Below are 21793 nucleotides of genomic sequence, written 5' to 3'. Positions count from 1 at the left end.
CCCGCCCGCCGAGGCTGAGGCAAACTACTACTGGCATCTCGCCGAGCAGGTCGCTGTCGCGGCCTGACTTAAACCAACTGGCCTCCATGAAACCCGGGGCGGTTCACAACACCTTCATCACGCGCATGGATGCCGACGCCGACGTAATCGCTACTGCGCACAACGACCTGCAGGCCATGGGAGAAGCCTCTCGACTGGGCATTCCCATCTCGATCAGCACAGACCCGCGCAACTCCTTTGCCTCAGTGGCAGGACAGGGTGTCGCGGCGGGCAGCTTCTCGAAGTGGCCACAGAACATCGGCTTGGCCGCACTGCGTGATCCGGCGGTGACTAGGCGTTACGCCGAGCTGGTTCGCCAGGAGTACCGGGCCGTTGGCATCACGACCGGCCTGTCACCCCAGGCTGACGTGTCCACCGAGCCGCGCTGGACACGCATCGCCGACACGTTCGGCGAGGACTTCGCCACGGTCAGTGCGCTGACGCAAGCTTATGTGGAAGGCTTTCAGGCCGGCAACACAGGCATCAACACCAACAGCGTGATCACCGTGGTCAAGCATTGGGGCGGCTACGGCGCACAGAAAGACGGCCTGGACAGTCACAACTACTATGGCCGCTACATGACCTTCCCGGGCGGCATGCTGGACAAGCATCTGGCCGTCTACGACGGCGCCATTGCCGCAGGGGCTGGCGGCATCATGCCGACCTACTCGATGCCCTACGGCACCGTCACTGCGGAAGGCGTTACGCTGGAGGAAGTGGCCGCCGCCTACAACAAGCCCCTGCTCACCGACCTGCTTCGTGGCAAGCACAACTTCAAGGGCGTGGTCGTGAGCGACTGGGGCATCCTGCGCTACTGCGATGACCTGTGCAAGAACGGCGTACCGCTGCCCGCGTCGGGCGCCTACGTGCCCTACGGGAACCTCGCCTACTCCAGCCACCACGGCACCGATTTCGGCGTGGAATCGCTGACGCCGGTCCAGAAGATCGCCAAGTCGGTGAATGCCGGGGTGGACCAGTTCGGCGGCGTGCAGACCTCTGATCGACAGACCCTCATCGATGCCGTCACCACGGGCCTGGTGACCGAGGCCCGCGTGAACGATGCGGTCAAGCGCATACTGATCCAGAAGTTCCAGCAGGGCCTGTTCGAGAACCCGTATGTCGATGTGGCAGCAGCCAAGGCACTGTTTGCGACAGGCGACCACCAGGCGCAGGCCAACATGGTTCAGAGTCGCTCTCATGTTCTGCTGCAGAACACCGACAAGCTGCTGCCCCTGGCCAGCACGGTCAAGAAGGTATACCTGGGAGGCAGCATGAAGATGGACGCCGCCGTGGTCACCGCACGCGGCTTCACGGTGGTGTCGACGCCATCAGAGGCAGACGTGGCCATCCTGCGCGTGTCATCGCCGTATCAGATGCCCTTCCCGTCGTCGATCCTCTACGGCCTGTTCCACGAAGGCAATCTGACCTTCGAGGATGGCAACGATCCGCTCGGCGACTACGCCGCCATCAAGGCGGCCCAAGCTGCAGGCGTGCCCGTGATCGTCAATGTCCACATGGAGCGACCGGCCATCCTCACCAACGTGATGTCGCTTGCCCGGGTGGTGCTGGCCGAGTTTGGCACCACCGACGATGCGGTATTGGACGTACTGACCGGCAAGGTCAAGCCCGAGGGCAAGCTACCCTTCGAACTGCCCTCGTCGATGACCGCCGTCACCGCTCAGCTTCCGGACGTGCCCTTCGACAGCGCCGCGCCGCTGTTCCCTTTCGGCTTCGGTCTCAGCTACTGACCGCCTGAGCCTGCCGCCGTGTGCCGCGCCTTGGAGGTGGCGCACGGCGGCATCCCGACCGCAACAACAACGACGCCTGCTCAGGAGACAAACATGCAATCCCGCCCGAGCAGAAATGCCTGGCCGGCAGGCTTGCCTTGAAGGCCCAAAGGTAAACTCCGGCCATGAAAGCGCAAGACGTCCACGATCGGTTCATCGAGCGGGCCGCGGTCCAGATGGAGGCCGATGGCCTGCCGCGCATCGCTGGCCGGATCATCGGGCTGTTCCTGCTGATGGGCGGGCCGTTCAGCTTCAGCGAAATCGCCGAGCGGCTGCAGGTGAGCCGGGGCAGCATCTCCACCAACCTGCGCCTGGTGCGTGAGCGTGGGGTGATCGAACTGGTCAGCCGCCCAGGCGAGCGCCAGGACTACTACCAACTGGCAGCCAACCCCTACCGCAGCAGCATCGCGCGGGCACTGGACCAACTTGAAAGCCTGCGCCATCTGGCCCAGGAAACCGCAGACGAGTTGGGCAAACAAGACCCTGCGGTGCACAAGCGCCTGCAGAACATGGCCCGCGTCAACGCGATGGCCGCCAAGCACGTCAAGGCCATGCTCGACGCCACGGACGGCGAGTAAGCCGCCCGAGTGAACGGGGCCTGATGCCAGACATCAGCCGTGTGAAGCTCCGCACTGATTGAGCGAAATCAAGGGATTTAACACCCACGCGCTTTCCCTTGTGACACAATGCGTTCAGTATGTACTGAACAACATGTGTGATGCAGGCGCGCGCCCCAACCCCTCTTGCCCGAACCGGCCAGACCATCAGTCGAACCGGGATGCTGCTCGCCTGCTGTGGCCTGGTGGCCAGTTGCGCCCTCTCTCCGGAAGTCAAACGGGGGCCATCCCCGGTGCCTGTCCGCATCGCTGAAGCCCTGGGGCAGAAGGACGATCAGGCACTGCCGCCCCTTGTTGCCGACTGGCGCCAGTTCCTGCGTGGCGAGCGCCTGCAGCGCCTGGTTGAGCGCATGCTGGCCCACAACCGCGACCGCCGGGTGGCCTTGGCCACTGTCCGGCAGGCGCAGGCGCAATGGGCTGGCGCCCAAGCCGGCCTGTGGCCCGTCTTGTCGGCCGACCCTCAGGCGGTGCGTGCCCGCACCCCTGCAGACCTCTCTGGCTACGGCGTGCCCGTCGCGTACAACACCTTCCAGGTGCCGCTGTCGGCGTCCTGGGAGCTGGACCTGTGGGGGCGCCAGCGCAACCTGAGCGAAGCGGCGTGGCAAAACTTCCTGGCCAGCGGCGACAACCAGCGTGCACTCGCCATCAGCCTGGTGAACCAGCTGGCGCAAGCGCTGCTGCTGGACGCCGAGTTGACCGAGCGCATCGAGCTGTCGACGCAGGCGGTGAGCAGCCGCGAGCAGTCTGCCCGCATCGCCCGGCGGCGCTTTGAAGTGGGCAGCGCCGCGCGGCTGGACATGGTGCAGGCCCAGGGCCTGTTGGCCCAGGCGCGACAGGACTTGCAGGCGCTGCAGCGCAGCCGCGAGCAGGGGCGCCTGAACGTGGCCCTGCTGGTGGGCGAAGCCGTGAAGGACGAGGACTTCCTGCGACCGGCCGACCTGGACACCTTGGACATCCGCCTGCCTGCCAACCTGCCGTCGACCCTGTTGCTGGCCCGCCCCGATGTGCGCGCCGCAGAAAGCCGCCTGCGCGCGGCCGATGCCAACATCGCGGTGGCCCGTGCCGCGCGCTTTCCCCGCATCAGCCTGACGGCGGCCTTCGGCACGGCCAGCACCCAGTTGAGCGGCCTGTTCAGCGCCGGCAGCAGCGCCTGGAACCTGGGCGCCGGTGCCAGCCTGCCGCTGTTCGATGCGGGCCGCAACCAGGCCGGCATCGACGAGGCGCGCGCCGCGCAGGACGCGGCCCTGGCCAGCTACGACAAGACCGTGCAGGCCGCGTTCAGAGAGGTGGCCGATGCCTTGTCTGCGCAACGCTCGCTGGCCCTGCAGCTGCAAACGCAGTTCGATGTGCTGGCCGCCTTGCAGGAGCGCGCCAGGCTGGCCGCGGTGCGCTGGCAGGCCGGCTCTGCCCCCTACCTGGAGGTACTGGACGCCCAACGCGAGTTGTACGCCGCAGAGCAAGCCAAGGTCACCACCCGCCGCAGCCTTCAGGGCAGCGGAGTCTCGCTGTATGCCGCCTTGGGCGGTGCCCTCACGCCCATCCCCGAACTCAACGAAAGTCCGACACCGTGACCCGCCTCAAGCTCAAGTACAACGCCTGGATGCTGCTTGCCCTGCTGGTTGCGGGCGTGGGTGGCTTCATGGCCTGGCAGCAATGGACGGCCCAGGACCAATCCGTGGCGCTGATTTCCGGCAACGGCCGCATGGAAGCCACATCCATCGACGTGGCCACCAAAGCGGCGGGGCGCCTGCAAAATATCCAGGTCAAGGAGGGCGACCTCGTGGCCCAGGGCGACGTGCTGGCCAGGATGGACACCGCCTCCCTGGAGGCCAGCCGCGCCGAATCCAGTGCCGCGCTGGCCCAGGCCCAGGCCACCCGCGATGCGGCGCAAAGCCAGGTGCTGCTGCGCCGCAGCGACGTGGACGCGGCCAAGGCCCTGGTGCAGCAACGCGACGCCGAGCTGGCAGCCGCGCACAAGCGTGTGGCCCGCACCCGCACGCTCACGGAAGAAGGCGCCAGCTCCAGACAGGACCTGGATGACGATGAGGCCCGCGTGGCCACGGCCCAGGCCACGCTGCTGGCCGCACGCGCCCAGGTACGCTCGGCCCAGGCGGCAGTGGAGGCCGCGCAAGCCCAGCAGGCATCGGCCCTGGCGGCCATCGACGCCTCTCGGGCCACGCTGGCGCGCATCGAGGTTGACCTGGGTGATGCCGCCTTGCGCGCGCCCCGCCCCGGCCGCGTGCAGTACCTGGTGGCGCGCCAGGGTGAGGTGCTGGGTGCCGGCGGCAAGGTGCTGAGCCTGCTCGACATCGGCGACGTCTACATGAACTTCTTTGCGCCGGAGAAGGACGCAGGCCGCGTGGCCATCGGCAGTGAGGTGCGCATCGTGCTCGACGCCCAGCCCGACGTGGCCTTGCCCGCCAAGGTCTCCTTCGTGTCGGATGCGGCCCAGTTCACGCCCAAGACCGTGGAGACCGCCAGCGAACGCGAGAAGCTCATGTTCCGCGTGCGCGCCCAGATTGCGCCGGAGCTGCTGGCCTCGCACAGCGCCCTGCTCAAGTCCGGCCTGCCCGGCGTGGCCTACCTGCGCCCCAGCCCTGATGCACCCTGGCCCGCCCGGCTGCAAAAGCTGCTGCAACCATGAGTACCGCGGGCGGCACCGGGCTGGCCGTGCAACTGCAGGGCGTCAGCCTGCGTCGGGGCAACAACCAGTCCCTCAGCGACATCACCCTGAGCCTGCCGCTGGGCGGGACCGTGGCCCTGATCGGGCCCGATGGCGTGGGCAAGTCCAGCCTGTTCGATCTGATCGCGGGCGCGCACCGCGTGCAAAGCGGCACGGTGGAGGTGCTGGGCGGCAGCATGGCCGATGCGGGCCACCGTCAGGCCGTGTGCCCGCGCATCGCCTACATGCCGCAGGGCCTGGGCAAGAACCTCTACCCCACGCTGTCGGTGGAAGAGAACATCACCTTCTTTGCCCGCCTGTTTGGCCAGGCGCGTGAAGAACGGCAAGCGCGCATCGACATGCTGCTGCAGGCCACCGGCCTCACGCCCTTCCGCGACCGCCCGGCGCAGAAGCTCTCAGGCGGCATGAAGCAGAAACTGGGCCTGTGCTGCGCCCTGATCCACGACCCCGACCTGCTGTTGCTCGACGAGCCCACCACCGGCGTCGACCCTTTGTCGCGCGTGCAGTTCTGGGAGCTGGTCGATCGCATCCGTGCCCAGCGCCCGGGCATGACGGTGCTGGTGGCCACCGCCTACATGGAAGAAGCCGCCCGCTTCGACTGGCTGGTGGCCATGAACGCCGGCCGCATCCTGGCCGAAGGCCGCCAGGACGAGATCCTGGCGCGCACCGGCACGCGCGCTCTGGAAGCGGCCTTCGTGCAACTGCTGCCGCTGGCAGACCGTGGCCAGCCCGTGCAATGGGTGCAGGCGCCGCCTCAGCCCACGGCCGAGATCGCCATCCAGGCGCACGAACTGAGCATGCAGTTTGGCGACTTCACGGCCGTGAACCGCGTGAGCTTCGCCATCCAGCGTGGCGAGATCTTCGGCTTCCTGGGCTCGAATGGCTGCGGCAAGAGCACCACCATGAAGATGCTCACCGGCCTGCTGGCGCCCACCCATGGCGAGGCCCAGCTCTTTGGCCATGCGGTGGCCGCGGGCGACCTGGCCACGCGACGCCGGGTGGGCTACATGTCGCAGTCCTTCTCGCTGTACAGCGAGCTCAGCGTGCGCCAGAACCTGTTCATGCACGGCCGCCTCTTCGACATGGACGAGGGCGAGCTGGCCGACGCCGTGCGCGATGCGCTGGAACGATTTGACCTGGTCGACGTGGCCGACGCCCTGCCAACGGGCCTGCCGCTGGGCGTGCGCCAGCGCCTGTCGCTGGCCGTGGCCCTGGTGCACCGGCCGGAGATCCTCATCCTCGACGAGCCCACCAGCGGCGTCGACCCGATCGCCCGCGACCACTTCTGGCAGCACCTGCTGACCCTGTCGCGCGTGGACCGCGTCACCATTTTCATTTCGACCCACTTCATGAACGAGGCCGAGCGCTGCGACCGCGTCTCGCTGATGCACGCGGGCCAGGTGCTGGTGACCGGCACGCCGCAGGGCATTGCCGCACAGCGTGGCCTGGATGGCCTGGAGGCCGCCTTCATTGCCCACCTCCGCGAGGTGATGCATGACGACGCAACGGCCGAGCGGGCCCTGGCCAACGCGCCACTGCACACTCAGGCCAGCCCCAATCACGCCATCCATGCCCCGCAACCCACCTTCAGCCTGCGCCGACTGATGAGCTACAGCATCCGCGAGGCGCTGGAGCTGGCCCGCGACCCCATCCGGGCCACCATGGCCCTGCTGGGCACCCTGGTGCTGATGTGCATGATGGGCTACGGCATCAACATGGACGTGCGCGACCTGCCCTTTGCCGTGCTGGATGCGGATGACACGGCCCTCAGCCGCGACTACGTGGCCACGGTCACCGGCTCGAACTATTTCAAGGCCCGCACCCCTGTGCGCGACCACGCCGAGCTGGACCGCCGCATGCGCTCCGGCGAGCTGAGCGTGGCCCTGGAGCTGCCCGCCGGCTTTGCACGCGACATCGCGCGCGGCGCGCCCGTGCAGGTGGGCATGTGGGTGGATGGCGCCATGCCCCAGCGCGCCGAGACCGTGGTGTCCTACGTGCAGGCCCTGCACGCCGGGTGGCTCACCGAGAAAGCGAGGTACGCCGGCCAGACCGCCAGCGTGCGCTTCAATGTGCAGACGCGCTTTCTCTACAACCCCGACATCCAGAGCTTGGTGGCGATGATGCCCGCCGTCATCCCCATCCTGCTGCTGATGATCCCCTCGATGCTGACCTCGCTGAGCATCGTGCGCGAAAAAGAGCTGGGCTCCATCGTCAACTTCTACGTCACCCCGGCCACGCGGCTGGAGCTGCTGCTGGGCAAGCAACTGCCTTACGCCCTGCTGGCCATGGTCAACTTTGCGCTGATGCTGGCCCTGGCCGTGTGGGTGTTCAAGGTGCCGCACAAGGGCAGCTACCTGGCGCTGTGCCTGGGGGCCAGCCTGTACGTGCTGTCGGCCACCGGCCTGGGGCTGTTGACCTCGTCTTTCTTCCGCAGCCAGACGGCGGCCATCTTCGCCACCACGCTGATGACCATGCTGCCGGCCATCAAGTACTCGGGCTTCACCGACCCGGTCACCTCGCTGGAAGGAGCGGGCGCCTTCATCGGCCACATCTACCCGGCCACGCACTTCCTCACCATCGCGCGAGGCACCTTCTCCAAGGCGTTGGGGCTGGCCGACCTGCAGCCCGAGTTGCTGGCCCTGGCCCTGGCCTACCCGGTGATCCTGGGCCTGAGCGTGGCCATGCTGCGCAAGCAGGAGAGCTGAATGCGCTGGAAGACCGTGCTGCAACTGGGCTACAAGGAGCTGTGGGCCTTGTGGCGAGACCCGATGCTGCTCATCCTGATCGGCTACACCTTCACGCTGGGCTTGTACGGCGCAGCCACCTCGGCGCCTGAATCACTGCACAAGGCGCCCATGGCCTGGATCGATGAAGACCAGAGCCAGCTGTCCATGCGCATGGCCAGCGCCCTGTACCCGCCGCATTTCATGAACCCGGTGCCGCTGGGCCCGCAGGCCGCTGACGCGGGCCTCGACAGCGGCCGCTACACCTTTGCCCTGACCATCCCCGCAGGCTTCGAGCGCGACATCAAGGCCGGCCGCCAGCCCGAGCTGCAGCTCAAGGTGGACGCCACCCGCATGAACCAGGCCTTTGTGGGCAGTGGTTACGTGCAGGCCATCCTCAGCCAGGAGGTGGCCGCCTACCTGGACCGCGACGCGCCCGCCGCCACGCCATCGGTGGAACTGGCCACCCGCGTGCGCTTCAACCAGAGCCTCACCACCAGCTGGTTCACCGCCGTGATGGAGCTGATCAACAACGTGACCATGCTCACGCTCGTGCTCACCGGTGCCGCTTTGATCCGTGAACGCGAGCACGGCACCATCGAGCACCTGCTGGTCATGCCGGTGACGCCGCTGGAGATCATGCTGGCCAAGGTCTGGGCCATGGGCCTGGTGGTGCTGGTGGCCAGCGGAGCGGCCCTGGTGGGCGTGATCCAGGGCTTCCTGGCCGTGCCCATCAACGGCTCCTTGCCGCTGTTCCTGGCGGGCACGGCGCTGCACCTGTTTGCCTGCACCGCCCTGGGCATCGTCATGGCCACGGTGGCCCGCTCCATGCCGCAGTTCGGGTTGCTGCTGGTGCTGATCCTCTTGCCCTTGCAGATGCTGTCGGGCGGGCAGACGCCGCGTGAAAACATGCCGCAACTGGTGCAGCAGGTCATGATGCTGGCACCGACCACCCACTACGTGGCCCTGGCGCAGGCTATCCTTTTCAGGGGCGCTGGTTTCGACGTGGTCTGGCCGCAGTTCGCCGCCTTGCTGGCGCTGGGCGGCGGGGCATTTGCCTACGCCGCAGCGCGCTTTCGGCGCACCATTGCCAGCATGTCTTGACCTGAACGCATGAAGCTCATCCAGCGCTTGACCACCCTGCTCATGGCCGCAGCCCTGTTGGCGCTGACGGCCTGCAGCACCGTGCAGTACCCCGTCAACGCCAAGCTCAAGGCGGCCAATGAGCCTGCCATGCCCTACAACACCCAGGGCTTCTTCCGCCACCCCGGTGACGAAGCGCTGCTGATCACGGTCAGCTTCTCCGGTGGCGGCTCGCGCGCGGCCGCGCTGGCCTTGGGCGTGATCGAAGAACTGGCCCGTCATGACATCACCTGGCGGGGCCAGCGCAAGCGCCTCATCGACGAGGTGGACCTGGTCTATGGCGTGTCGGGCGGCGCGATCATCGCTTCCTACTGGGCGCTGAAGGGCGATGCCGTGATCGACGAGTTCCCCGAGCACTTTCTGGCGCGGGACTTCCAGAAGCAGGTGGTGAACGAGGTTTTCTCCATCGGCAACCTGTGGCGCCTGGGCTCGCCCCGCTTTGGCCGGGGTGACCTGTTGGCCGAATCGCTGGACCGCGAGCTGTTCAAAGGTGCCACCTTTGGCACCCTGGCCGCCGAACGCAAAGGGCCGTTCGCCGTGGTCAGCGCGGCCGATTTGAGCGACGGCACGCGCTTCGATTTCCTGCAGGAATACTTTGACCTGATCTGCAGTGACATGAGCCGCTTCCCGCTGGCGCGCGCGGTGGCGGCGTCCAGCGCCGTGCCCCTGGTCTTCGCCCCCATCACCCTGTGGAACCACGGCCAGGACTGCCCCAAGGCCATGCCGCGTGAGGCCGCGCGTGCCGCGCTGGCCCGCAGCGGCGACAAGACCCGTGAACAACAGCGGCTGATGGATCTGTCGCGTTACCTGGACGTGGCAACGCACCCCTATCTGCACCTGGTGGATGGCGGCGTGGCCGACAACCTGGCCCTGCGTGGCATGGTGGAAATGGATGGCATGGCCAAGGCCGTCATGCCCGATGGGACCGTACCCTGGATGCGCAACGTCAGGAAAGCGCTGTTCATCGTAGTGGACTCCGGCACCGAGTCGCCCGAGCATGTGGAGCTGAGCCCCAATGTGCCGCGTGTGGGCGAGGTGGCTGCGGCCCTGGCCGACATCCCCATTCACCGCTACTCGGATGAGACGCGCTACCTGTTCCAGCAGACGTTGGCAAGCTGGCGACAGCGCGCAGCGGGCGCGGGCATCACACCGCAGGAGATGCCCTTGTACCTGGCCGACATCTCCTTGCGCGGCGTGCCCGATGCCCCGCTGCGCAAGAAGCTCGTGTCGCTGCCCACCACCTTGTACCTGCCCGAAGCGGTGACGCGTGAGCTGCGTGAAGCGGGGGCGGACATGCTGAGACGGTCCCCCGATTTCCAACGCTTGCTGCAGGCCCTGGACGCCTCCCCTCCCACCTCACTGCCAGGAGATCAACATGGCCCCTGAACTGAATCACACTGGCAAATCGGCCGCGGTGCGGGCTTCGGCCCTGGCCTGGACCTGGCTGTGCGGCATGTCCCTTGTCTCCGTTTCGGCGGTGGCTGCCGAGCCTGATGGGCCCGGTCGCTGGACGCTGGGCGCGGGCGTGGCCGCTACCCCATCGCCCTACCTGGATGTGAAGTCGCGCACACGCCTCATCCCTGTGGTGTCCTACGCGCGAGGCGGGCTGCGCGTGGCCGACGGCGTGTACTTCGGTGGCCAGTTGAGTCCTGAAATCAAGGCTGAACTGGGCGTGCAGGTCGGCTTCAGTGAAGGGTACAAGGCCAGCGATTCGTGGGCGCTCCAGGGCATGCAAAAGCGCCGCATCGGCGTCTGGCTGGGGCCCCAGGCCAAGTGGCGCTCAGGCCAGAGCGAGGTCCAGGCGTCATGGCAGGCCGATGCATCGGGGCGGGGCAATGGTTTTCGGATGAGCCTGGGCTACAGCCACACGCTGCCTGTGGGCGGGTGGGTGCTGTCGCCATCCGTGGGGGCATCCTGGTGGAGCCAGGGGGTGACGCGCTACCTCTTCGGTGTGCAGGAATCGGAAGCCACGGCGCTGCGCCCCGAATATGTCCCTGGTGCCACCACCAACCTGAATGTGGGCTTGAAACTGATCAGGCCGATCACCGCATCCACCTCGGTGGCCCTGTCTGTGTCCGGCACACGCTACGGCGACGAGGTCGCCAACAGCCCGATTGTCGGGCGCCGTCAGGTCAACGTGAACGCATTGACCGTGGTGTCCGTGTTCTGAACCGCTGTTGATCGGCTGCTCGCCCACCATGGGGCGGTGGTCCGCCTCGGCCTTCCCGGGCCCGGGGCTTGACGGATTTCCCCCGCACGACCAACGGTGACCTGAGGCCAAGGCGGCCTGAATCAAGTTCCGAGCGGCCGCAACGATCACCCATCGGGTTCGGTGGGTTGCATGCGGTGGCCACCGACGCGTTTGCATCATCCACACCACCGCCCTCGGATGGCCGTGGACCCCATTTGCCTTGCTCTATCGCAGGCGCATGGCGCTGGACCGCAACGCCATGGCCCTGCTGATCGGCACCGAGGTGCCCGACACGCTGGTCTCCAGCCGCCCAACAAGCGCCCAGCGGCAGCCGGCTGGCCCAGCTCAGCAATGGGGTGACGCTGTTCAAGGTGCTGGGCGGGGCTGGACGCCGCAGCAAACTGCCGTGCAGCAGAAACTGTCGCAACGGTGACCCCAGTGCCGTGGCGATCTGTCCTGGCAGGTCACCTCAGCGCGGTTCCAAGCTGCGCGCTCCGGTGCAATCAGAATTGGGCAACAAGTGGTGCACGCCAGGACATCAGCTTCCGTGAAAGGCCTTGCGCACCGTACGGGGGTGTCGCCTCTGCGGTGCCGCGCACGCCCACTCAATCCAGCTTGAACAGCCGGCGCGCGTTGCCACCCAGGATGGCCTGCTCGTCGGCCTCGGCCAGGCCCAGTTGGCGGATCACACCCACACCCTCGAAGAACCAATCCTTGCGGATGGGGTAAGAGCCGCTGTAGAGGATGTTGCGTGCCCCCAGCACCTCCACCGCACAGCGCAACTGGGCCGCGCCCCATTGCGGCGCGCCCGAGATGTCGAAGAACAGGTTCTTCTTCAGCTGGCCGCGCAGCTTCTCGGTGTCGGCGGCAAAGCGGTCCACGGCATCGGGGTAGGCTGCGGCCTTGGTGGGGCACAACATGTCGGCATAGGCAAAGAAGCCACCGCCCAGCATCGAGTGGATGAAGGTGAGGTTGGGGAACTCGTCGAACACGCCGCTGAACAGCTCACGCCCCACCGCCGTGGCCTGGGCCACGCAGCGCCCGTATTGCCGACGCTGGTTGGTGTAGCTGAGGATGGAGCCGTAGTCCACCGGCAGGGGCGTGTGGTGCACCACCACCGGCACCTCCAGATCGTTGAGGAAGCGCAGGTAGGGCTTGAACGCGGGGTCGTCAAGGTAGAGCTGACCATAGTGCGCAGCCATCTGAACGCCGGCAAAACCCAGCTCTTTGATGCAACGCTCCACCTCGCGCAGGCTGTCTGCCGTGCCCCAGGGCGGCGCCACCGCCAGCGCCGTGAAGCGGCTGGGGCAACGGGCCACGTGCCGGGCCAGCTGGTCATTCACCAGCTTGCAGGCGTCCAGCGTCAGCCATTCCTGCCAGCAGGGCATGCGGAACACCGCGCGCTCGATGCCGGCGCGGTCCATGTCGGCCAGCTGGGCTTCCAGGCTGTACTGGCTCTCGGCGTAGTTGAGCACCTCTTGCCCACGAGGCTGCTCGATGATGATCTGGCGCAGCGGGCTGCCGGCAATGGGCTCCAGCCGGGCCCAGATGCCGTACTCGCGCGGCGGGGTGTTCAAGAAGGCATCCAGCAGGCGGGGATCCGAGAACAGGGTCTCGGGCAGCCAGTGCATGTTGGCGTCCACCACGCCGGGGGTGGGAAGGGGGGTCGGGGTCGACATCACAGGTTCTCCTTGCGGCGCACCGGTATCCGCGGTGCTGTGAAACCAGTATCGGCAGCCCTGCGTGTCGACATGTTTGCCCAGGTTAAAGAACGGTGAACTTGCGCCGGTGCCTGCTTTAGATCAACCCGCAGGCCGGGTCACTTTTTACGATCTGCCTCATGCAAGCACCCACCCTGCCGATGTCATCGACCAGCCCTTCGGCGCTGGCGGCCCTGAGCCCCGCGCTGCTGTCCTTGTTCCTGGTTTACCTGGTTCTGGGCCTGAGCCTGCCGGTGATCCCCCTGCAGTTGGCGCAGGCCCTGCACCTGGAGCCGGGGCTGTTGGGCCTGGTCGTGGGTTGCTTGTTCGTGACCTCGGTGCTCTTGCGCGCACCGGCTGGCCGTGTGGCGGACGAACGCGGGCCCCGCCAGGCCATGCGCGCGGGCACGGGCCTGGCCCTGGCGGCCGGTGCAGCCTACCTGGTCTCGTGGGGCTGTGGCACGCAGCGCCTGGCTGCCTTGCTGGCGATCGCCTTGGGCCAGGTGTTGCTGGGTGCGGCCAGCAGCTTCACCGCGACGGGAGCCTTGGGCTGGGGTGTGGCCAGGCTGGGCGCAGACAAGGCCGGGCGGGTGATGTCATGGGCGGGCACGGCGATGTTCCTGGCCTTTGCTCTGGGGGCGCCCGCGGGCTCGTGGTTGTGGCACCAGCAGGGCTTTGGCGCCTGGGCGCTGGTGGAGACCCTGCTGGCCGGCCTGGTGGCGCTGAGCCTGCGGCGGCTGCCCCCACAGGCACCCAGGCAGAGCAGCGCACGCAGCAGGGTCAGCATGCTGCGCACCGTGGTCTGGCCGGGCCTGGGCCTGGCCCTGGCCAGCGTGGGCTTTGCCGCCGTCACCGTGTTTGCTGCCGCCCTCTACCGGGCGCACGGGTGGGACATGGGTTGGCAGGCCATGAGCGTGTTTTCTGCGTCGGTGGTTTTGTCCCGCCTGCTGTTGGGCCATTGGCCTGATCGCTTTGGCGGTGCGCGGGTGGCGCTGGCCGCTGCCGGCCTGGAGGCGCTGGGCCTGGTGCAGCTGGGCCTGGCCGACAGCCCCGCCCGGGCCGTGCTGGGCGCCGCTTGCGCGGGCACCGGCTTCGGCCTGGTGTTCCCGGGCCTGGGCGTGGTGGCCGTGCGCCTGGCCGACCCGCAACGCCGGGGCACCGCGATGGGGCTGTATGCCGCCTTCCTGGACCTGACGCTCGGTGTGGCCAGCCCGCTGCTGGGCCTGGTGAGCGCCGCACACGGCCTGGGCGGCGTGTTCATCACCGCATCGGCATGCGCACTGCTGGCCATGGTGGCCGCCTGGGGCTTGCAACGCGGCAGCGCGGCTCGGGCCATGGGCGCCTGAATCGGGCGCCGGCTTCGCACTGCGGCGCGGCACCACACACGGGCATGAAGGCAAAGGCTTCCGCCGCCAAATCCAACAGACCTGATTCCGTCAGATCAAAGGTGCTTTCGGCGGTGAAGTTCGTCGAAAGCAGTCACGCTGAGGCGCCCTTGAAAATCAAGGGCTTTAATGCATTCATGAGACGTTCCGGGACGGTGTGAACCGTCTTCAAATCATTCCCACTCGATCGTCGCGGGCGGCTTGCTCGACACGTCGTAAGCCACGCGGTTGATGCCGCGCACCTCGTTGATGATGCGGCTCGACACCTTCTTGAGCAGGCTGTAGGGCAGCTCGGCCGAGTCGGCGGTCATGAAGTCGGAGGTCTCGACCGCGCGCAGCGACACCACGTACTCGTAGGTGCGGCCGTCGCCCATCACGCCCACGCTCTTGACCGGCAGGAAGACGGTGAAGGCCTGCGAGGTGAGGTCGTACCAGCTCTTGCCCGTGGTGGGGTCGATGGTCTTGCGCAGCTCTTCGATGAAGATGTGGTCGGCGCGCTGCAGCAGCGACACGTACTCGGGCTTGACCTCGCCCAGCACGCGCACGCCCAGGCCCGGGCCCGGGAAGGGGTGGCGGTAGACCATGTCGGCGGGCAGGCCCAGGGCCACGCCCAGCTCGCGCACCTCGTCCTTGAACAGCTCGCGCAGCGGCTCCAGCAGCTTCAGGCCCAGCGTCTCGGGCAGGCCGCCGACGTTGTGGTGGCTCTTGATCGTGGCCTTCTTGCTCTTGGTGCCACCGCTCTCGACCACGTCGGGGTAGATCGTGCCCTGAGCCAGCCACTTGGCGCCCTTGTTGCCGTCGCCCTTGAGCTTGGCCGCCTCGGCCTGGAAGACCTCGACGAACTCGCGGCCGATGATCTTGCGCTTGGCCTCGGGGTCGGTCACGCCCTGCAGGTGACCCAGGAACTGCTCGGCGGCCTGCACGTGCACGACCTTGGCGTGCAGGCGGCCGGCGAACATGTCCATCACCATCTGGCCTTCGTTCAGGCGCAGCAGGCCGTGGTCGACGAAGACGCAGGTGAGCTGGTCGCCGATGGCGCGGTGGATCAGCGCGGCGGCCACCGACGAGTCGACCCCGCCGGACAGGCCGAGGATGACCTCCTCGTCGCCGACCTGCTCGCGGATCCTGGCGACGGCCTCCTCGATGTAGTCGCCCATGATCCAGTCGCCGCGGCAGCCGGCGATCTCGCGCACGAAGCGGTTCAGCATGGCCGCGCCCTGCTGGGTGTGGGTCACCTCGGGGTGGAACTGGACGGCGTAGTAGCCCTTGTCCTCGTTGGCCATGCCGGCGATCGGGCAGCTCGGCGTGGAGGCCATCAGCTTGAAGCCCGGCGGCAGCGTGGTGACCTTGTCACCGTGGCTCATCCAGACCTTGAGCATGCCGTGGCCTTCATCGGTCACGAAGTCCTGGACGCCGTCGAGCAGCCGGGTGTGGCCGTGCGCACGCACCTCGGCATAACCGAACTCGCGGTGGTCGCTCCAGCTGACCTCGCCGCCCAGCTGGGTGGCCATGGTCTGCATGCCGTAGCAGATGCCCAGCACCGGCACGCCCGCGTCCCACACGGCCTGCGGCGCGCGCAGCTGGTGGTCCTCGTAGGTGCTGGCATGGCTGCCGCTGAGGATGATGCCCCTGGGCGCGAAGTCGCGGATGAAGTCGTCGCTGACGTCGCTCGGGTGGATCTCGCAGTACACGTGGGCCTCGCGCACGCGGCGGCCGATGAGCTGGGTGACTTGCGAGCCGAAGTCGAGGATGAGGATCTTGTCGTGTTGCATGTGGAGGGCTCAGGCAGCGGCAGCAGCCGATGCGGTCAGGGCACGATGGCGGCGGAAGTGCAGCAATGCCATCACGGTGGCCAGGCCCTGCAGGGCCGAGCAGAGGAAAAACGGGGCGCCGATGCGCCAGTCACCCCGTGGCAGGTGGGACACGAAGCCCAGCAGCGCCGCACCGATCACCGGCGCGGCCACCGCGGTCAGGCTGTTGAGCGAGGCCACCGCGCCCATGGTGCGGCCCTGCGACTGGTCGTCGGCGGCGTTGGACACCAGGCTCTGGATGGCCGGGTTGGCCATGAAGCCGAACAGGTTCAGCCCGACCACCGCGTACATCATCCAGCCTTCGGTGGCCGCGCCCCACAGGGCGTAGGCCGTGGCCGAGGAGATCAGGCCGATCACGGCGATCTTCTCCGGCGCGGCGCGCTTGAGCGCCACGCGGATCAGGCCGCCCTGCACCAGCACGGCCATCACGCCGACGGTGAACAGCGACCAGCCGTTCTCCTTCGGACCCCAGCCGAACTTGAAGGTCGTGTAGAGCACCCAGGTGGTGTGCATGATGAACTGCGCCAGGCTCGACAGCCCGACCACCGCCACCAGCAGGCCCACGCCCTGGAGCTGCGTCAGCTGGCGCAGCGACGAGACCGGATTGGCCTTGCGCCACTGCACCGGCTGGCGCCGGGCGGGCGGCAGCGATTCAGGCAGCACGAAGATGCCGTAGATCGCGTTGAGCACCGCCAGTCCGCCGGCCACGAAAAACGGCAGGTGCAGGTCGATGCCGCCCAGCAGGCCGCCCATGACCGGCCCGAGCACGAAGCCCATGCCGAACATGGCCCCCAGCATGCCGAAGCGCTTGGCCCGCTCCTCGGGCGCACTGATGTCGGCCACGTAGGCCTGGGCGACCGCGGCGTTGGCCTGCAGCGCACCGCTGACCAGCCGGATCGCCACCAGCATCCACAGGGCCGTGGCCAGCCCGGTGACGAAGAAGCTCAGCGCCAGGCCGGTGAAGCCCAGCAGCAGCACCGGGCGGCGGCCGTAGTGGTCCGACAGCGCCCCCAGCAGGGGCGAGCCGAAGAAGTTGGCGAAGCCGAACGCGAAACTGACCACCCCATACCAGAAGGCATGGTCGGCCTGGGATCCGGTGAACAGCCCCACCAGCGGGGGCAGCACCGGAATGATCAGGCCGATCGCCACCATGTCGATCAGCACGGTGAACATGATGAAAGGCATGGCCGCCTTGCGGCGGCCGGCTTCGGCCGTGCCGACCGGCTCGGCAGCCGGCGGCGGGGTGGTCGGCGTCGGATTCACGCGAGGTCACTCCATCCGGTAGTTCGGCGCTTCCTTCGTGATCTGCACGTCGTGGACGTGGCTCTCACGGATGCCGGCCGAGGTGATCTCGACGAACTCGGCACGGTTGCGCATGTCCTCGATCGAGGCGCAGCCGCAGTAGCCCATCGAGGCCCGGATGCCACCGGCCATCTGGTAGAGGATGGCGACGACCGAGCCCTTGTAGGGCACGCGACCCTCGATGCCCTCGGGCACCAGCTTGTCCGCATTCGGATTGGCGCCGGTGTTGTCCTGGAAGTAGCGGTCGGCGCTGCCCTGCTTCATCGCCCCGATGGAGCCCATGCCGCGGTAGCTCTTGTAGCTGCGGCCCTGGTAGAGGATGACCTCGCCCGGCGCCTCTTCGGTGCCGGCGAACATGCCCCCCATCATCACCGTGCCGGCGCCGGCGGCGATCGCCTTGGCGATGTCACCGGAGTAGCGCACGCCACCGTCGGCGATCAGCGGCACGCCCGTGCCCTGCAGCGCGGTGGCGACGTTGTCGATCGCGGTGATCTGCGGCACGCCCACGCCGGCGACGATGCGCGTGGTGCAGATCGAGCCCGGGCCGATGCCGACCTTGACGCCGTCGGCGCCGGCCTCGACCAGGGCCAGCGCGGCCGCACCGGTGGCGATGTTGCCGCCGATGACGTCGATGTGCGGATAGTTCTGCTTGACCCAGCGCACCCGCTCGATCACGCCGTGGCTGTGGCCGTGGGCGGTGTCGACGACGATCGCGTCGACGCCGGCCTGGGCCAGCAGGTCCACACGTTCTTCGGTGCCTTCACCGACGCCGACGGCCGCACCGACGCGCAGCTTGCCCTGCGCATCGCGGGCGGCGTTCGGGAAGCTGGTCTGCTTGGTGATGTCCTTGACGGTGAACAGGCCACGCAGCTCGGAGGCGTCGTTGAGCACCAGCACGCGCTCGAGCTTGTGCTTGTGCATCAGCGCCTTGGCCTCGGCCAGGGACGCGCCTTCGCTGACGGTGATCAGCCGCTCGCGCGGGGTCATGATCTCGCGCACCGGGATGTCCAGGCGGGTCTCGAAGCGCAGGTCGCGGCCGGTGACGATGCCCACCACGCGGCCCTCGTCGACCACCGGGAAGCCGGAGATGCCGTGGGCACGCGACAGCTCGATCACGTCACGCACCGGGGCACCCGGGGCGATGGTGATCGGATCCTTCAGCAGGCCGGATTCGTAGCGCTTGACGCGCGCCACTTCGGCCGCCTGCTGACGGGGCGTCAGGTTCTTGTGGACGATGCCGATGCCGCCCTCCTGGGCGATCGCGATCGCCAGGCGGGCTTCGGTGACCGTGTCCATCGCCGCCGAGACCAGCGGGAGATTCAGGGTGATGTTGCGCGACAGACGGGTCGCGAGGGACGTGTCGCGGGGCAACACCTGAGAATACGCGGGGACCAACAATACATCATCGAAGGTCAGTGCTTTGCCTAGAAGGCGCATGGGTCGGGCTCCAGACGCAAAAGCGGATTATAGGGAGGACGGGCGATACACTCGTCGACATGCATTCAAGCCGCTCCCGAACCGCCCGCCGCCGCACCTCGCCGAGGGCGCTGCTGGGGGCCGCCGCCCTGCTGCTGATCGCCTTGCCCTGCGCGGCCCAGTGGAAGTGGCGCGACGCCGACGGACGCATCCAGTACAGCGACCGCCCGCCCCCGGCCAGCGTGCCCGACCGCCACATCCTGCAGCAGCCGCCGCGCGCGACCGCACCCGCGGTGGTCGCCTCCAGGCCCGCCGCGTCGGCCGCCGCCAGCGCCCAGCCCGCCGCTTCGGCGGTGGTGCAGACCGATGCCACGCTGGAGGCCCGCAAGCGCCAGGCGCTGGCCGCCGAGGAAGCCCAGCGCCGGGCCGAGGAGCAGAAGCTGGCCCGCCAGCGCGCCGACAACTGCCAGCGGGCCCGCGACTACGCCCGCACGCTGCAGTCGGGCGTGCGCATCAGCCGCATCACGGCCAGCGGCGAGCGCGAGTTCCTGAGCGACGAGCAGCGTGCCGCCGAGACCCGCCGGGCGCAGGGCCTGATCGCCTCCGAGTGCTCCTGAGGCGGTGAGCCGGGCCGGCGGGCTCAGCCGGTCTCGAGCGGGCGGCGGTGCAGGCGCTGGCGCCCGCCCTGCGCGCGGTAGCGCACCCGCCGCGCCTCCTTGGGGTCGACCTGCAGCGGCCGGTAGATCTCCAGCCGGGCGCCGTCCTCCAGCGCCTCGCCGAGCGACAGGCGGCGGCCTCGGCAGCCGGCCAGCCAGGCGCCCGACTGCAGCGCGGCCTGCAGGCCGGCATGGCGCTCGAGCAGGCCGCTGGCCGCCAGCGCCTGCCAGCCGTCGGCCCCGGCAGGCAGCGTCAGCGAGGCCAGCTCGACCTCGCGCGGCCGCGGGCTGAAGGCGACCTGGACATGCATCACCGCCCCCGCCATCCCGGACTCAGCGCCGGCCATAGACCTGCTCGGCCCGGGCGACGAAGGCATCGACGAAGGTGTTGGCGACCCGGTCGAAGACCGGGCTGACCACCAGCTCGAGCGGCCGGCTGGCAAAGGCGTAGCTCAGGTCGAACTCGACCCGGCAGGCCTGCGGCCCGCCCTGCGGGGTGGACGCCGCAGGCGCGCCGATCGCGACGAATTTCCAGGAGCCCTCGAGGTGGGAGAACGGCCCGTCCACCAGCGACATCGTCACCGAGTCGCCGTCGACGTGGGTGTTGCGCGTCGTGAAGGCGTGGCGCACCCCGGCATAGGCCAAGTGCAGGCGGGCGGTCATCGAAGCGGAATCCTCCGCCAGCACCTCGGCGCGCTGGCACCAGGGCAGGAATTTTGAGTAGGACTGGACGTCCACCACCAGATCGTAGATCTCTCGCGGGGCGTACCAGAGGAGGACTGACTTCTTGACGTGCTTCATACTACGCACCGATTGTATTGAGGCCGAGCGTGGCCCACGGCGAGCATCGCCCCATCCGGCCCGAATTCCATGAGCATTGCAGAAAACAGAAAAGCGCATTTCAACTACCACCTCGAGGAACGCTACGAGGCCGGTGTCGTGCTGGAAGGCTGGGAAATCAAGGCCATCCGCGAAGGCCAGGTGCAGCTGACCGACGGCTACGTCGTCATCAAGAACGGTGAGCTGTTCCTGATCGGCGCGCGCATCAACGCGCTGCGCAGCGCCTCCACCCATGTGCACCCGGAGCCCGACCGCACCAAGAAGCTGCTGATGCACAAGGCGGAGATCCGCCGCCTGATCGGCAAGATCGAGCAGAAGGGCTACACCCTGGTGCCGCTGAACCTGCACTACAAGGGCGGGCGCGTGAAGGCCGAGATCGCCCTGGCCAAGGGCAAGGCCAACCACGACAAGCGCGAGACCGAGAAGAAGCGCGACTGGGAACGCGAGAAGGGCCGGCTGATGCGCACCAAGGTGTCCTCGCCCGCCCGCGACCGCGACTGAGTCCACCGCTGCACCCGCCTCGACCATGGACAGCCCGGCCACCCTCTTCCCGCCGATCGAGCCCCACACCCAGGGCCGGCTCGCCGTCGACGCGCTGCACACGCTGCACTGGGAGCGCTGCGGCAGCCCGGGCGGCCTGCCGGTGGTCTTCCTGCACGGCGGGCCGGGCAGCGGCAGCTCGGCCAACAGCCGGCGCTTCTTCCATCCGCAGCACTACGACATCGTCGTCTTCGACCAGCGTGGCTCGGGCCGCTCGACCCCGCTGGGCGAGATGCGCGGCAACACCACCGCCGACCTGGTCGCCGACATCGAACGGCTGCGGCAGCACCTGGGCATCGAGCGCTGGCTGGTGTTCGGCGGCTCCTGGGGCTCGACCCTGGCGCTGGCCTACGCCCAGGCGCATCCCGCCGCCTGCCTCGGTCTGGTGCTGCGCGGCATCTGGCTGGTCGAGCAGGAAGGCATCGACTGGTGGCTCTACGGTGGGCGCCAGTTCTTCCCCGAAGCCTGGGAAGCGTTCGCCGGCCACCTGCCGCCCGACGAGCGCGGCGACCTGCTGTCGGCCTACTGGCAGCGGCTGAGCTCGGACGACCCGGCCATCTGCCTGCCCGCCGCACGCGCCTGGAACCGCTACGAGAGCGCGCTGCTGCGCCTGCGCCCGCCCGAGGACACCGCCGGCCCGACGGGCGGCGACGACGACACGACGCTGGGCCCCGCCCGCATGGAGGCGCTCTACTGCCGCCACCTCGGCTTCATGGCCCCCGGCCAGCTGCTGCACGACCTGCCGCGCATCCACCACCTGCCGGTGCAGATCGTGCACGGCCGCTACGACCTGATCTGCCCGGTGCGCAACGCCGTGCGGCTGGCCCGGGACTGGCCCGGCGCGCGGCTGAGCATCGTGGCCGACGCCGGCCACACCGCCTTCGAGCCCGGCATCACCGCCGAACTGGTGCGCGCCACGGAGCAGTTCCGCCGGACGGGGGATTTCCGGGACGCCTGAGG

At 68.3% G+C, this 21793-nt stretch carries 19 protein-coding genes; 13 read left to right on the top strand and 6 right to left on the bottom strand.

Annotated elements, in window-relative coordinates:
* From C7444_RS12375 to C7444_RS20265, 9 genes are all read left to right on the top strand, one after another.
* On the top strand, nt 1-1787 hold a 1787-nt coding region (locus tag C7444_RS12375), incomplete at its 5' end, for a glycoside hydrolase family 3 protein (protein WP_211317542.1).
* A 164-nt stretch (nt 1788-1951) separates the two neighbouring features.
* A complete protein-coding gene (locus C7444_RS12370) occupies nt 1952-2404 on the top strand; it encodes a GbsR/MarR family transcriptional regulator (protein ID WP_110401160.1) in 453 nt (150 codons plus the stop codon).
* A 200-nt stretch (nt 2405-2604) separates the two neighbouring features.
* On the top strand, nt 2605-4014 hold the full coding sequence (locus C7444_RS12365; protein ID WP_170130734.1) for an efflux transporter outer membrane subunit: 1410 nt from the start codon (nt 2605-2607) through the stop codon (nt 4012-4014).
* Between the two features lie 29 nt (nt 4015-4043).
* Nucleotides 4044-5087 (top strand): HlyD family secretion protein, encoded by a 1044-nt coding sequence (locus C7444_RS12360; RefSeq protein WP_110401174.1) that lies wholly within the window; start codon nt 4044-4046, stop codon nt 5085-5087.
* Nucleotides 5084-7831: a ribosome-associated ATPase/putative transporter RbbA gene (gene rbbA, locus C7444_RS12355; protein ID WP_110401158.1), complete on the top strand. Its 2748-nt coding sequence runs from the start codon at nt 5084-5086 to the stop codon at nt 7829-7831. Before C7444_RS12360 ends, rbbA begins: the two co-directional genes overlap by 4 nt.
* Nucleotides 7832-8953 carry an ABC transporter permease gene (locus C7444_RS12350; RefSeq protein WP_110401157.1) on the top strand — a complete coding sequence of 374 codons (1122 nt, stop codon included), beginning with the start codon at nt 7832-7834 and terminating at the stop codon, nt 8951-8953.
* A gap of 9 nt (nt 8954-8962) precedes the next feature.
* Complete coding sequence (locus C7444_RS12345; RefSeq protein WP_110401156.1) at nt 8963-10378, top strand: patatin-like phospholipase family protein; 1416 nt, start codon at nt 8963-8965, stop codon at nt 10376-10378.
* A complete protein-coding gene (locus C7444_RS12340; protein ID WP_110401155.1) occupies nt 10368-11162 on the top strand; it encodes a MipA/OmpV family protein in 795 nt (264 codons plus the stop codon). The genes C7444_RS12345 and C7444_RS12340 overlap by 11 nt, the downstream gene beginning before the upstream one ends.
* A gap of 259 nt (nt 11163-11421) precedes the next feature.
* On the top strand, nt 11422-11616 hold the full coding sequence (locus tag C7444_RS20265; protein ID WP_170130733.1) for a hypothetical protein: 195 nt from the start codon (nt 11422-11424) through the stop codon (nt 11614-11616).
* A 172-nt stretch (nt 11617-11788) separates the two neighbouring features.
* Here the strand turns inward: C7444_RS20265 and C7444_RS12335 are convergent, their stop codons facing one another.
* The gene (locus C7444_RS12335; RefSeq protein ID WP_110401154.1) at nt 11789-12862 is read right to left on the bottom strand and encodes an amidohydrolase family protein; all 1074 of its coding nucleotides are present in this window, start codon (nt 12860-12862) and stop codon (nt 11789-11791) included.
* A 161-nt stretch (nt 12863-13023) separates the two neighbouring features.
* On the opposite strand from C7444_RS12335, the gene C7444_RS12330 reads away from it, so the two are divergent.
* Complete coding sequence (locus C7444_RS12330) at nt 13024-14229, top strand: MFS transporter (protein WP_110401153.1); 1206 nt, start codon at nt 13024-13026, stop codon at nt 14227-14229.
* 212 nt (nt 14230-14441) lie between these two features.
* Here C7444_RS12330 and guaA read toward each other — a convergent pair whose 3' ends face one another.
* Genes guaA through guaB form a run of 3 tightly spaced genes read right to left on the bottom strand, consistent with a single transcriptional unit; the run spans nt 14442 to nt 18818 of the window.
* Nucleotides 14442-16040, bottom strand: a complete 1599-nt coding sequence (gene guaA, locus C7444_RS12325) for a glutamine-hydrolyzing GMP synthase (protein WP_110401152.1) — start codon at nt 16038-16040, stop codon at nt 14442-14444.
* 9 nt (nt 16041-16049) lie between these two features.
* Nucleotides 16050-17342: an MFS transporter gene (locus C7444_RS12320; protein WP_245909537.1), complete on the bottom strand. Its 1293-nt coding sequence runs from the start codon at nt 17340-17342 to the stop codon at nt 16050-16052.
* Between the two features lie 6 nt (nt 17343-17348).
* The gene (guaB, locus tag C7444_RS12315) at nt 17349-18818 is read right to left on the bottom strand and encodes an IMP dehydrogenase (RefSeq protein WP_110401151.1); all 1470 of its coding nucleotides are present in this window, start codon (nt 18816-18818) and stop codon (nt 17349-17351) included.
* Between the two features lie 59 nt (nt 18819-18877).
* On the opposite strand from guaB, the gene C7444_RS12310 reads away from it, so the two are divergent.
* Complete coding sequence (locus C7444_RS12310) at nt 18878-19414, top strand: DUF4124 domain-containing protein (protein ID WP_110401150.1); 537 nt, start codon at nt 18878-18880, stop codon at nt 19412-19414.
* 23 nt (nt 19415-19437) lie between these two features.
* On the opposite strand, the gene C7444_RS12305 is transcribed toward C7444_RS12310, so the two are convergent.
* Both C7444_RS12305 and C7444_RS12300 read right to left on the bottom strand, forming a co-directional pair.
* Nucleotides 19438-19764 (bottom strand): RnfH family protein, encoded by a 327-nt coding sequence (locus tag C7444_RS12305; protein WP_110401172.1) that lies wholly within the window; start codon nt 19762-19764, stop codon nt 19438-19440.
* 22 nt (nt 19765-19786) lie between these two features.
* Nucleotides 19787-20254 carry a type II toxin-antitoxin system RatA family toxin gene (locus tag C7444_RS12300; protein ID WP_110401149.1) on the bottom strand — a complete coding sequence of 156 codons (468 nt, stop codon included), beginning with the start codon at nt 20252-20254 and terminating at the stop codon, nt 19787-19789.
* Between the two features lie 69 nt (nt 20255-20323).
* Here C7444_RS12300 and smpB point away from each other — a divergent pair, with 69 nt between their 5' ends.
* Together smpB and pip are read left to right on the top strand one after the other, a co-directional pair.
* A complete protein-coding gene (gene smpB / locus C7444_RS12295) occupies nt 20324-20794 on the top strand; it encodes an SsrA-binding protein SmpB (RefSeq protein WP_110401148.1) in 471 nt (156 codons plus the stop codon).
* Nucleotides 20795-20819: 25 nt separating this feature from the next.
* Nucleotides 20820-21791, top strand: a complete 972-nt coding sequence (gene pip, locus C7444_RS12290) for a prolyl aminopeptidase (RefSeq protein WP_110401147.1) — start codon at nt 20820-20822, stop codon at nt 21789-21791.
* The last annotated feature ends 2 nt before the right edge of the window (nt 21792-21793 follow it).

The sequence above is a fragment of the Sphaerotilus hippei genome (assembly GCF_003201595.1).
GTDB classification, from domain to species: domain Bacteria; phylum Pseudomonadota; class Gammaproteobacteria; order Burkholderiales; family Burkholderiaceae_C; genus Sphaerotilus; species Sphaerotilus hippei.
Note: the sequence above shows the minus strand (reverse complement) of the source record. Positions and strands in the feature narration are given on the sequence as shown.

Excerpts from the sequence above, each read along its gene's own strand:
- smpB (WP_110401148.1), top strand. The coding sequence starts at position 20,324 with ATGAGCATTGCAGAAAACAGAAAAGCGCATTTCAACTACCACCTCGAG.
- guaA (WP_110401152.1), bottom strand. The coding sequence starts at position 16,040 with ATGCAACACGACAAGATCCTCATCCTCGACTTCGGCTCGCAAGTCACC.
- C7444_RS12365 (WP_170130734.1), top strand. The coding sequence starts at position 2,605 with ATGCTGCTCGCCTGCTGTGGCCTGGTGGCCAGTTGCGCCCTCTCTCCG.
- rbbA (WP_110401158.1), top strand. The coding sequence starts at position 5,084 with ATGAGTACCGCGGGCGGCACCGGGCTGGCCGTGCAACTGCAGGGCGTC.
- C7444_RS12370 (WP_110401160.1), top strand. The coding sequence starts at position 1,952 with ATGAAAGCGCAAGACGTCCACGATCGGTTCATCGAGCGGGCCGCGGTC.
- C7444_RS12305 (WP_110401172.1), bottom strand. The coding sequence starts at position 19,764 with ATGCATGTCCAGGTCGCCTTCAGCCCGCGGCCGCGCGAGGTCGAGCTG.
- C7444_RS12360 (WP_110401174.1), top strand. The coding sequence starts at position 4,044 with ATGCTGCTTGCCCTGCTGGTTGCGGGCGTGGGTGGCTTCATGGCCTGG.
- C7444_RS12340 (WP_110401155.1), top strand. The coding sequence starts at position 10,368 with ATGGCCCCTGAACTGAATCACACTGGCAAATCGGCCGCGGTGCGGGCT.
- pip (WP_110401147.1), top strand. The coding sequence starts at position 20,820 with ATGGACAGCCCGGCCACCCTCTTCCCGCCGATCGAGCCCCACACCCAG.
- C7444_RS12310 (WP_110401150.1), top strand. The coding sequence starts at position 18,878 with ATGCATTCAAGCCGCTCCCGAACCGCCCGCCGCCGCACCTCGCCGAGG.
- C7444_RS12335 (WP_110401154.1), bottom strand. The coding sequence starts at position 12,862 with ATGTCGACCCCGACCCCCCTTCCCACCCCCGGCGTGGTGGACGCCAAC.
- guaB (WP_110401151.1), bottom strand. The coding sequence starts at position 18,818 with ATGCGCCTTCTAGGCAAAGCACTGACCTTCGATGATGTATTGTTGGTC.
- C7444_RS12300 (WP_110401149.1), bottom strand. The coding sequence starts at position 20,254 with ATGAAGCACGTCAAGAAGTCAGTCCTCCTCTGGTACGCCCCGCGAGAG.
- C7444_RS20265 (WP_170130733.1), top strand. The coding sequence starts at position 11,422 with ATGGCGCTGGACCGCAACGCCATGGCCCTGCTGATCGGCACCGAGGTG.
- C7444_RS12345 (WP_110401156.1), top strand. The coding sequence starts at position 8,963 with ATGAAGCTCATCCAGCGCTTGACCACCCTGCTCATGGCCGCAGCCCTG.
- C7444_RS12330 (WP_110401153.1), top strand. The coding sequence starts at position 13,024 with ATGCAAGCACCCACCCTGCCGATGTCATCGACCAGCCCTTCGGCGCTG.
- C7444_RS12350 (WP_110401157.1), top strand. The coding sequence starts at position 7,832 with ATGCGCTGGAAGACCGTGCTGCAACTGGGCTACAAGGAGCTGTGGGCC.